Genomic DNA, 10,046 nt, shown 5'->3' with positions numbered 1-10,046 from the left:
TCTGCATAAGCCTCCCTGTTTGCGCTCCCGGGTGGCCGGGTGAAGCCGGTGGGTGCGTTCGGCCCCGCCATCGCCGCCCGGGGAGTCGAATCCGGCGTCGGCGCCACCGGTATTCGACACGAGGCTTTTCTCTATCTCGGGGACATCGGTTTCCTCAGCGCCACCAGGGATTTCATTCTGGCCGGTCTTGCCGCCGACGAGGATGTACTGGTCATTCTGGGCGAGCCGCGCCTGACGCTGTTGCGCGGCGCTCTCGGTCGTGCCGGGAAACGCGTCGATCTCGTCGATCTGGCCGACCTGGGCCGCAATCCCGCCCGGCTCATCCCGGCCTGGCAGGAACATCTCGAGCAGGGCGACGAACGCGGCCGGACGGTCCGCGGCATCGTCGAGCCGGTGCGGTCCGACTGTTCAGGGCCGGAACTCGCCGAGTGCATGCTGCACGAGGAACTGACCAACGAGGCCTTCTCCGGGCCGCGGAGTTGGCGGCTGCGTTGCCTCTACGAGGCGGCCGCGCTCGACCCGGCGACCACCGACCTGGTGTGGCAGACCCACCCGATGGTGGTCAAGGGTGGCCTGGCCCGCCCCAGCACCCGGTTCCGCCCCGCCGGCGCCCAGCCCGCTCGTGGGGCCGCCGGTGGCGCGGTGGCCGCCGGTGCGGTCGGGTCCGGGGGTGATCTGTTCGCCGAGAGGCTGCCGGATCTCGGGCCGCCCTGGTCCGAGATCTCCTTCGGCCCGACGAACCTCGGGCTCGTCCGGGCCGCGTCGGCAGCGGCCGCCCGGGCGGTGCGCCTCGGCAGCGAGCGGGTGGATGATCTGGAACTCGCCGTCCACGAGGTGGCGACCAACAGTGTGCGCCACGGTGGCGGGCGCGGCACGGTGCGGTTCTGGCCCGATCAGGGCGGTCTGGTCTGCGAGGTGACCGACGCGGGGCTGGTCGCCGACCGGCTCGTCGGGCGGCGCCGGCCCGCGCTCGACCTCGGCGGTGGGCGCGGCCTGTGGCTGGTCAACCAGCTGTGCGACCTCGTCCAGCTTCGTTCCGGTCCTACCGGCACCACCGTCCGCATGTACGTGCACTGAGACGGGGGATGTGGTGACCTCGACCGAGCGTGTTCGGGTCGGACGCGGATCGTGGCCGGCGGACGGCCGCGGCGGCACGGTGGCACCGACCACGGCGGGGACGGACCCCGCCGGGCCGGGCCGGTGCTACGGCATCGGCGCCGGGCTGACCCCGCCGGAGGGCAGCAGCGACGGGGACGTCCTCGCCGTGCGCTCGGCGATCGTCGCGATCAGCCGTGCGCTCAACTGGCATGCCGGCCCCGGCACCCCCGTCCCGACCGACGGTCGTTTCACCGCGGCCACCGCGGCCGCCGTCACCGCATTCCAGGAAGAACTTCAGCCAACCATCAACCGGGACATGTATCTGCCGGCCATCGAACACAGCCCGCCCGGATATGTCAGCAAGGAGACGTCCTACGCGCTGTTTATGCCGATCGCGGACAGATATGCGCTGAAGTACACGGTGCCCCGCGGCCTGCTACGCGGAATCACCACGATCGAAAGCAACTGGGACCCGGGCGCCGTCGGATACTGGACGAACTCCGACTTCGGGCTCTGCCAGTGGAACACCACACTTCCCGACGTGACCACCGCCCGCGCCCTCGACCCGTTCTGGGCCCTTGACTCGACCGCCCGGATGATGCGGGAGCGCTACGACTCGGACCGGTGGGGACACAACTGGCTCTACGTCATTGCCGCGCACAACGTCCCGACCTGGGCCGCGCAGTGGGCACAGGGCCAACTGTCGGCGGCCAGGCCCGAGGACGTCCCCAAGCTGGACCGGATGAACGGTTACGTCAGCAACGTGCTGGCCCGCGTCTGGTAGCTGGCCGGCACGTCGCCGGTGGCCGGCCTGGTCCAGGAAGCCGCCCTGGCCGAGGAAGTTGCCCTGGTCCGGGAAGACAGTCTGGTCCGGGAAGGCGGCCTGGTCCGAGAAGGCGGCCTGGTCAGGAGGCCGGCGCGGCGATCCGTTCGAGTACGGCGGTGTGCAGCCGGCGGATACCGATCGGCGCGAAGGTGCGTTCGAAGAAGCCGCCGATACCCCCGGCGCCGTCCCAGGTGGTGATTGCGGTCACGGTGCTCGCCCCGGCGCCCGGGCCGCCCGGCGCGGGCGCGACCTGGTAGGTCGTGCGCAGCGACGAGTTCTGGTCGGCTTCCAGCAGAGTGTCCGGCTGCGGGGCGGAGACGATCGCGTCCACGTCCCGCGAACGCTTGCGGGTCGCCTGTAGCCGGTAGGCGATCCGGCTGCCCGCCCCCGCGCCGCCCGCGAGCACCCGGTAGTCGTGGATGTTGTCCGGCCAGGACCGGGCCCGTACTCCCTGGTAATCACCGAGCGCCGCGAGAACCCGCTCCGGCGTGCCCGCCACCGTCTGGCGTACCTCGACCCGGATCTGTGCCACGTCCACACCCTTTCGCCTGCGCCTGGCCGAGCCCCGGACGGCGTCCGGTCATCTGTGACCGGCTGCCGGCCGCGTCCCGCCACTGTGCGCCGGCTCACGGCCACCGCCGGCCGGTGGTGGGGTCAGGCTCGCACGCCGACGTCCGGGCGCGCACCGGACCCGGTGCGGATGCGCATCGAGATTACTCTGAGTTATCTTTCTGGGGCGCTCGAGGGGCGTCCCGCGGCCCGTCGCGGGCCACCGTCCGGACCGGGGGTAGGCCGATTTCTCGCGCTGGACCTGTGTCGTCGCGATCCGCGGGCGACCTGCTGATGGTCTGTGCCGGCGCCGGGCCGGAGACGGCTGGTCCGTCGGACCGGCAACGTTTCGTCACAGCCGGTGCGCTCATGCTGCTGACGGCCGGGCTCGCCACCTACGCGGGCGCGACCGTCGCCGCGATGGGTCTGCACCGTTCGGCGTGGCGCACGCTGCCCTTCGGACTGTTCTACGCGGCTGTGATCTTCTTCCTCGATCGATCGGTGCTGCTGTCCCCCCGCCCCTACCGGCTGGGACGCGACGCCACCGTGCGGCTCGGCCGGGCCGGCGCCGCCACCGCCATCCGGGTGTTCGTGGCGATCTGCGCGGCCCTGCTGGTCGGCGAGGCGCTGCTGCTGACCGTGTTCGCGTCCTCGATCGCGCCACGGGTCACCGAGATCCACCAGGAGGAGATCGGTCGCGCCCTGCGCGCCTTCGACGCCAACCAGCAGGGTGAGCAGCGGGCGCTCGCCGCCGGCCTGGCCGCCCGACAACAGGACCTCACCGCCGCCCAGGGACGCGTCGCCGGCGCCACCGCGGCGGCGAACTGCCAGCTCACCGGCGGTGGCAGCTGCCTGGCCGGAGCCGGACCGATCTACCGGATCACCCTGACCGACCTCGCCACCGCGGTCCTGGCCACCCAACGGGCCACCCAGGCGCGGGACGCGGCCGAGGCCCGACTGACGGCCTTCGACCACGACCGGGACACCCGCCGGACCGGCTTCCTGGCCGCCCAGACGGCCACCGCGAACGCCGCCGACGACCTGTTGACCAGGGAGAAGGCGTTCTGGCGGCTGACGACGTCCGACCCGTCGGTGTTGCTGTGGCGGATCGTGCTCACACTGCTGCTGCTCGGTGTCGATCTCGGCCCGCTCATCTTCGCCCGCACCCTCGAACAGACCGAGCCGCGCCGACGCGAACGCCTCGAACGGTGGCGCACCTGCAACGCCCAGGAACTCGAAGCCCAGCAGATCGGCTCCACCACCCGGCACCGGGCCCGGCTCGCCCGGGAACTCGCCGACGCCGGCACCGACCGGTACGGCCAGCATGTCCGCCGCCGGGACGAGATCGAGACCTCGGTGCGCCTGGCCGGTGACCTCGCCGCCGCCGAGGTCGCCCGCGCGGAGATCCGGGCCGACCGGGACAGCCGCATCCGCGAACTGCGCGCCCGTCACCGCGTGCCCGACCCGACCCCGGCCGCCGACCCGACCCCCTCCATCGACCGGACCCTCTCCGTCGACCGGACATGACGCCGACCGGACATGACGCCGACCGGACATGACGTCGCCCGGACGCGCGGGGTCAGTCCCACGTGCGTCCGGGCGTTGTGATGTCAACCGGCTCCGGCGTCAGCACATGCCGGGGTCAGCTGGCGTTCGCGGTGGACGACGCCGCCCCGCGTCCACGCCGCCGACGACGCACCACGGCGACCACGACGGCGAACGCCGCCGTCCCGGCCGCGGCGAGTCCGGTGGCCTTCGGGTTCTCGCCGGCCTTGCGTCGGCCGGTGTTGACCGCCTCACCGGCGCTGCCGCGAGCCTGGGTGACCTTCGCGGCGACCTGCGGGTGGGCGTCGAGCTGACGCTGAACGCTGTGGGTCGCGGTGCCCGCGGCGCTGCCAGCGGTGCTCACCGCACGCTGGGCGGACGCGGCGACCTGCGGGTGGGCGTCGAGCTGCCGGCGCACGGTGGCCTTGGCCTGGTCGGTGGTGTGCCGGGCCTTCTCGGCCGCGGTCTCGGTGGTCGCGGCCACCTTCGGGCGCACCGCGTTCGTCGCCGCGCCGACCCGCTCGCGCAGGTCGTGGGCGGTCCGACCGGCCACCTGTCCGGGGCTGACCCGGGCGGACAGTTCGTCGAGGTCGCTGCCGAGCCGGGCTCGGGTCGCCTCGATGTCCGAGCGGATCTCATCCGGGCTGGTGCTGGTCGTGCTGGTCTCGTCAATGCTGGTCACTGCCTACCTGACCTTTCCTGGCGGTGAGCGGGGGACTGGGTGAACACGGACGTGGGGATCGGCGAAGCCGCGGGCGCGAGCGTGGGTGGCGCCGATGGCGGTGCCGGGCGGTTCAGTGGCGGCGGCTCTGCGCCCACTGGACGTCCTCACGCAGCGTCTCCACGGTCTGCGTCGGCGCCGGGTGGACGGTGCGCACGGTGGAACGCCCCTTCAGCGCCAGGACGGCGGTCACGGCGCCGAGGACGGCGGCGACGATGAGCGCCGCCCAACCGAGCGCCATCACCTCACCCAGCCCGAACATGACCGCGAGCAGCGCGAACAGCAGGGCGTACAGGCCGGCCCCGCCGGCGCCCGCGAACATGCCGGCGCCCTTGCCGGCCTTCTTCGCCTCCTCGCGGACCTCGGCCTTCGCCAGGGCCACCTCCTGGCGGAACAGCGTCGAGATGTCGGTGACGACGTCCGAGACCAGATGGCCGGTCGAGGTCCGCTGCCCGTCAGGTGCCCCACCGCCGGTGAGCGGCGCCGCGCCGGGACGCTGGGCGGTCGACCCGCGGGTGTCGCCCGGATACGGCGTGGCGGGCGAGCCAGGGGTGGCGGGCCCGGCCGGGGTGACGGGTGTGACGGAGGCCGGGCCGGCGGTGGTCGCCGGAGTTGGGAGGCCGGTCGGATCGGTGGTCTGCCGGGTCGTGGTCGTCATTGGGTCTCCTCGCGGCTTGTCCGATGGGACGGCTGTGGTCGGGGAGCGAACCGTCCCGCCTGGGTGGGCTCCGCGTGGTGGCACCAGCGGAACAACATGTGATCTGCGGATTCCCGGCATCCAGCCGATTAATCGCGTCCGTCGGGTCACCGATGAGGTGATGTTGTGGGGGAGGACGGCGCGGGCACCCCGCGTTCGGCCCGGGTGATGTGCGCACTGCTCGTCTGCCGCGGGTGGTCGTGGGGCTGCGGGGCCGTCGGCTTCCCGGCGTCGCGCTCACGTCCGATCTCGGCGTTGACCAGCGCGCCGACCAGGACGACCGTCACCGCGTAGTACAGCCAGAGCATCAGGATGACCACGCCACCGAGCGCACCGTAGGTCTTGTTGTACTGGCCGAAGGCGCGGACGTAGAACGAGAACGCCACCGAGGCCACGATGAGGGCGACGGTCGCACCGACCGCGCCGATCGACGCCCAACGCCAGCCCTTCGGCGGCTGGGCGGGGCCGAGCCGGTAGAGCGCGGCGACCGCCCCGAGCAGCACGAACCCCATGATGATCCACTGCGCGATGGTCAGTACCAGCCGCAGCGCGCCGTTGGACACATGGTGCGACAGCAGCGAACCGCCGGCGGTGATCCCACCGATGACCAGCACGGCCACGACCACGGCGCCCAGGCTCATCCCCACCGCGAGCAGCCGCAGCCGGACGGGGCCGCGGGTCTCCTCCTGCTCGAACGCGACCGAGACCGCCTTGATCAGGTTCTGGGTCCCAGATGACACCGCCCACATCAGGCCCACGAGGCTCAGCAGCAGGCCGACACCGAGACCGGAATGATCCGTGGTCGTGATGCCGGTCAGCCAGTCCTGCAGGACGGTGCTGGTCGACGGTGAGAGGGTGCCGGACAGATGGGCGATCTCGTCCCGCACCGTCTGCGGGCTCGCCACCAGGCCGTACACGGTGATCACGGCGATCACCGCCGGGAAGATCGACAGGATCGCCCAGAACGCCACCCCGCTGGCGAGCAGCGGCACCGACAGCACGGCGAGCTGCGACTTCACTCGCTTACCCACGGCCAGCCAGGTCCGTTCACCCCCCGGCGCCGGCGCCGACCGCGCCGCCCGCTCCTCGAGCGAGGGCCGGCCCGTGCTCTTACCCGGGCCCGCGGCGGCGGACGCCCGGACCACGGTCACGCCGCCCTCCCCACCGGCGGCGACGGCCGTGTCGTTCGTGCCGTTCTGGTCGTTCGTGTCGTTCTGGTCGACGGGCGGGTTGTCGCGTGGGCGGGTGCCGCGGCGGTGTCCGAGGATGGCGGACGTGTTCATGGCGAGCTCCCCTGCCGTTGGCGCATGGCGGCAGGTGTACCCGTCCGGACCTGGACAACCCCTCGTTTCGGGGTCGCTGATCCGGCGCGGGTCCGCGGCGGGCGGCCCCGCGGACTCAGTCGCTGCGCTCCTGCGGGGACGAGTGCTCCCAGTCAGCCAGGATGGTGCGGATACCGGTGACGAGCAACAGCGGACGGTCGAGCATCACGTGATGGCCGGCCAGCGGAATCTCGATCACCGGCGCGACCCGGCCGAGCAGGTTGTACATCTGGACGCCGATGTCCGGCGTGAGCAGACCGTGTTCCGCGCGGAACAGCGCCACCCGGCAGTGCACCTTGCGCAGCATCTCCGGGGACGGGGTGCGGTTGTTGAACACGCTCGGGTCGAACTTCCAGGTCCAGCCGCCCTGCACCGATCCGATCGAGGACCGGGCGATGTGGTCGATGATGTACGGCAGGGAGGTCGGCTGGTCCGGCACCGTGCGGAAACGAGCCAGCGCGTCGGTCGCCGTCGGATAGACCCGCAGCGGGCCGAAGGCGGTGCGCTCCCGGGCCGCACGCTCCTCGGGAGTGAACTCCCCGACGGGGGAGTCCACCACCACGATGCCGGCGACCCGGTCGGGGTACTCGGCCGCCGTCATGATCGTGACCCAGCCCCCCATGCTGTGCCCGATGATGATCGGCGGTGTGGTGATGCCGGCGTGGTCGATCACCCCGATGATCTCCGCGGCCCAGGTGCCCAGGGTGTACTCGTCGCGGCGGGCGCTGTCGCCATGTCCGGACAGATCAAGGGCGACGACCCGGTACTCGCTGGGAATCAGCGGCGCGATGTGATCCCACCAGCCGGCATGCGCCGCACCCCCGTGGACCAGGACGATCGCGGCCGCTCCCCGCGGCCCCCAGCAGCGGTAGCTGATGGTGGCGCCGTCGACCTCGGCCTCGTGGCGCTCCGGACGGGTGTCAATGGCGGCCTCGAACCAGGCCGGTGCTTCGTCTTCCATCCCAGGTCTCTGCCGTTCGCGTCGTTGTCGTGGGGCGGGCCGTTGTGGTCGCGGGCCGGAGGGGCCGTGGCGTCCTTCCCGATACAACACCGGCGGACCGGGTTTCCGGGCGGTCCGCAGCGAGTTGTCGGACTGGTGATGGTGCCGCCGGGCCAACCGGTGCCCCTGGTGACCGGATCGTCACCTCAGGTCGGCGCGATGGCCCCGTCCACCTGCAGTGTCGTCGTTGCGTGATCCCGGGCGCGCCGGTCGGCGGGCCCGGGTCGGACGCCGTCGGATCGTGGCGTCAGATCATGAAGGTGGAGTTGATGACGGCGCCCCGGCGGCTGTAGTGGATGACGCAGTCCTGCAGATCGGACGGATGCGCGGGAATCGCCCCGGCGATGATGTCCGCCTCACGCAGCCCGTGCAAAGAAAGACCGTGGCGGCAGACGTACACCGTACCTCCTTCGCGGATGAGGGTCTCGATCTGGTTATTGATGTTGTGCTGGCCGGGAAAAGCCGAATCTCCGGTATGCGGAAATCCGCGGGTGGCCATCGCGTTCATCGCCCCCAGCCCATGGAAATAGACCACCGTCTCGAATCCCTTGCGCAGGGACCGGGTCGCCTGCAGGAGCGCGACGAAACTCACCGACGACTCGTGCGCGATGCCGTGGATGAGGGTCAGGTACACCTCGCCGTCCTCGTCCTGGAAATCCGGAAAGATCTTGGTTGAGCCATAGAGGTTGGTGCCCGGCGAGAGCGCCGGATGGGGGATCTCGGCGAGGCTGCGTCGCCCCTGCTCGACCAGCCGCCGAGCCGACCGCGCCGCCTCCTGCGCGGTCCCTTCCGGTGCCGTCGCCCGCGCTGCCCCCGGCTTCTGTGGCTGCTGTGGCGACGCTGGCCGCTGTGGCTGTGGCTGTGGCGGCGCTGGCGCCGGGCTGGCCTCGGTCACGCCGCGGCCGGCGGCACGGCACTGGGCTGGCGGGCGCGCGGGAACCGAGGCAAAGGCGACCTGGTCGGTCGGCGGGGTTTCCAGATTGGCACGACATCGGAGTCAAGCATCCCGCCGACAGTCATGGGTGCCAAACGGGCCGTTCCGAGTGTGTCCGCCGACTCCTTCTGGACATCCGGGCGTCCCATCGTGACCGGATCGGTCTGATCTGGATTGTTCGGTTATCGGCTCACATTTGCCATCTTCGAGCCCACCTGTGGCGGCCGACGGTCACCGGCGCCGGACGGCGGGGATGCTGGCCTTATGCGTTATGCGTTGTTCGCGGATCTGCACGGTCGACCGAAGGCGCTGGAGCGGATCATGGTCGCGGCCGAGCAGGCCGGCGCCGACGAGCTGGTCTGCCTGGGCGACTACCTCGAGGCACGCGTGCCGCGCCGGCTGCACGACCCCGGTCGGGACTGGTCGTTGCCGGCCGTGGTCGACCGGGACCCACCGCTGTGGCGACGGCTGGCCACGGTGCGCCGGATTCGCGGAAACCAGGAGGAGCGTATCCGTGAGCTGCTGCGCCCGGAGCGGACGCCGCCGGAGCTCGCGGCCCTGCTGGACGCGCCGGCCTGGGCGCGGCTGCACGGGCTGCTGGCGCTGCACGGGCATCAGATCCGCTGGGATCCGGTCACCGGGACCCCACCGGCGCGGCTGTCCGCCGAGCCGCGACCGCCCGCGGCTTCGAGCCTGACCCCGCGGGTCGATCCGACACCGGAGGTCGACCTCCTGGTGCCGAGGGCGGCCGACGTGCCGCGCTGGCCGGTGGTCGTCGTCGGGCACACCCACCAGAACGCGGTGTTCGAGATCGACTGGCCGACCGAGTCGGCGCGCCCCGCCGAACCACCCGTGCGGATGATCTCCGTCGGGTCCGGTGAGGCGCTGCGGGTCCCACCCGCTCCGGTGTCCCCCGAATCGGTGTCATCCGTGGGCGGGTCCGCCGTGCCGGTGTCCCCCGCGACCGGCCTGCCGGCCGGGGGGCTTTCGGGCGCTGGCGGCAGAACGCTGGTGGTGAACGTGGGTCCGGCGCGCGGGCGAACGCAGAACTGGCTGCTCTATGACACGGATCGTGCTGAGATTTGCTTTCGCACCATCACGCGGCTGCGTAAGGAATCCAAGCGCGCACGTTCCGAGTAGATGTGGCCAGGGTCCAAGGTCATGGACCTAGGTCCTGTCGCTCTGGACGGATGGGGGACGTAAACTGACCACAGTCTCGATGGAGCCAGCGCCTGCGTTCCCCCCGTACGTCAGGCATCTCGGCTTCATCGGGACTTTTTCTTTGCCCGGGCCTCCCCGAGCGGGAAAGCCCGCGGGGATCCGGGCGGGCGCGGGTACGACGGTTCCGGGAGCG

At 71.7% G+C, this 10,046-nt stretch carries 10 protein-coding genes; 4 read left to right on the top strand and 6 right to left on the bottom strand.

The genetic code is table 11. The features are described 5' to 3' along the window. The first annotated feature begins 39 nt into the window (after window positions 1–39). Both G6R24_RS14290 and G6R24_RS14285 read left to right on the top strand, forming a co-directional pair. Window positions 40–1,077, top strand: a complete 1,038-nt coding sequence (locus G6R24_RS14290; protein WP_225438530.1) for an anti-sigma factor RsbA family regulatory protein — start codon at window positions 40–42, stop codon at window positions 1,075–1,077. A 13-nt stretch (window positions 1,078–1,090) separates the two neighbouring features. Next, complete coding sequence (locus G6R24_RS14285) at window positions 1,091–1,882, top strand: transglycosylase SLT domain-containing protein (protein ID WP_163549739.1); 792 nt, start codon at window positions 1,091–1,093, stop codon at window positions 1,880–1,882. Between the two features lie 121 nt (window positions 1,883–2,003). On the opposite strand, the gene G6R24_RS14280 is transcribed toward G6R24_RS14285, so the two are convergent. Further along, window positions 2,004–2,456 (bottom strand): SRPBCC family protein, encoded by a 453-nt coding sequence (locus G6R24_RS14280; RefSeq protein ID WP_163549738.1) that lies wholly within the window; start codon window positions 2,454–2,456, stop codon window positions 2,004–2,006. A gap of 281 nt (window positions 2,457–2,737) precedes the next feature. Between G6R24_RS14280 and G6R24_RS14275 the strand changes: the two genes are divergently transcribed. Continuing rightward, window positions 2,738–4,000: a DUF4407 domain-containing protein gene (locus tag G6R24_RS14275; protein WP_225438529.1), complete on the top strand. Its 1,263-nt coding sequence runs from the start codon at window positions 2,738–2,740 to the stop codon at window positions 3,998–4,000. A 115-nt stretch (window positions 4,001–4,115) separates the two neighbouring features. On the opposite strand, the gene G6R24_RS14270 is transcribed toward G6R24_RS14275, so the two are convergent. From G6R24_RS14270 to G6R24_RS14250, 5 genes are all read right to left on the bottom strand, one after another. Then, window positions 4,116–4,700: a DUF3618 domain-containing protein gene (locus tag G6R24_RS14270; RefSeq protein ID WP_225438528.1), complete on the bottom strand. Its 585-nt coding sequence runs from the start codon at window positions 4,698–4,700 to the stop codon at window positions 4,116–4,118. Window positions 4,701–4,812: 112 nt separating this feature from the next. After that, a complete protein-coding gene (locus tag G6R24_RS14265; protein WP_163549737.1) occupies window positions 4,813–5,397 on the bottom strand; it encodes a phage holin family protein in 585 nt (194 codons plus the stop codon). 146 nt (window positions 5,398–5,543) lie between these two features. Further along, window positions 5,544–6,719, bottom strand: coding sequence for a YihY/virulence factor BrkB family protein (locus G6R24_RS14260; protein ID WP_225438527.1), 1,176 nt, complete (start codon window positions 6,717–6,719; stop codon window positions 5,544–5,546). Between the two features lie 115 nt (window positions 6,720–6,834). Beyond that, window positions 6,835–7,719 (bottom strand): alpha/beta fold hydrolase, encoded by an 885-nt coding sequence (locus G6R24_RS14255; protein ID WP_163549736.1) that lies wholly within the window; start codon window positions 7,717–7,719, stop codon window positions 6,835–6,837. Window positions 7,720–8,005: 286 nt separating this feature from the next. Beyond that, window positions 8,006–8,653 carry an MSMEG_0572/Sll0783 family nitrogen starvation response protein gene (locus tag G6R24_RS14250; RefSeq protein WP_225438526.1) on the bottom strand — a complete coding sequence of 216 codons (648 nt, stop codon included), beginning with the start codon at window positions 8,651–8,653 and terminating at the stop codon, window positions 8,006–8,008. A gap of 303 nt (window positions 8,654–8,956) precedes the next feature. Between G6R24_RS14250 and G6R24_RS14245 the strand changes: the two genes are divergently transcribed. Continuing rightward, window positions 8,957–9,832 carry a metallophosphoesterase gene (locus G6R24_RS14245; RefSeq protein WP_163549735.1) on the top strand — a complete coding sequence of 292 codons (876 nt, stop codon included), beginning with the start codon at window positions 8,957–8,959 and terminating at the stop codon, window positions 9,830–9,832. Window positions 9,833–10,046 lie beyond the last annotated feature (214 nt).

Origin of the sequence: Candidatus Frankia nodulisporulans (assembly GCF_902806475.1) — a bacterium.
Lineage (GTDB): Bacteria > Actinomycetota > Actinomycetes > Frankiales > Frankiaceae > Frankia > Frankia umida.
The sequence above is the reverse complement of the archived record's forward strand: the minus strand, read 5'-3'. Positions and strand labels throughout refer to the sequence as shown.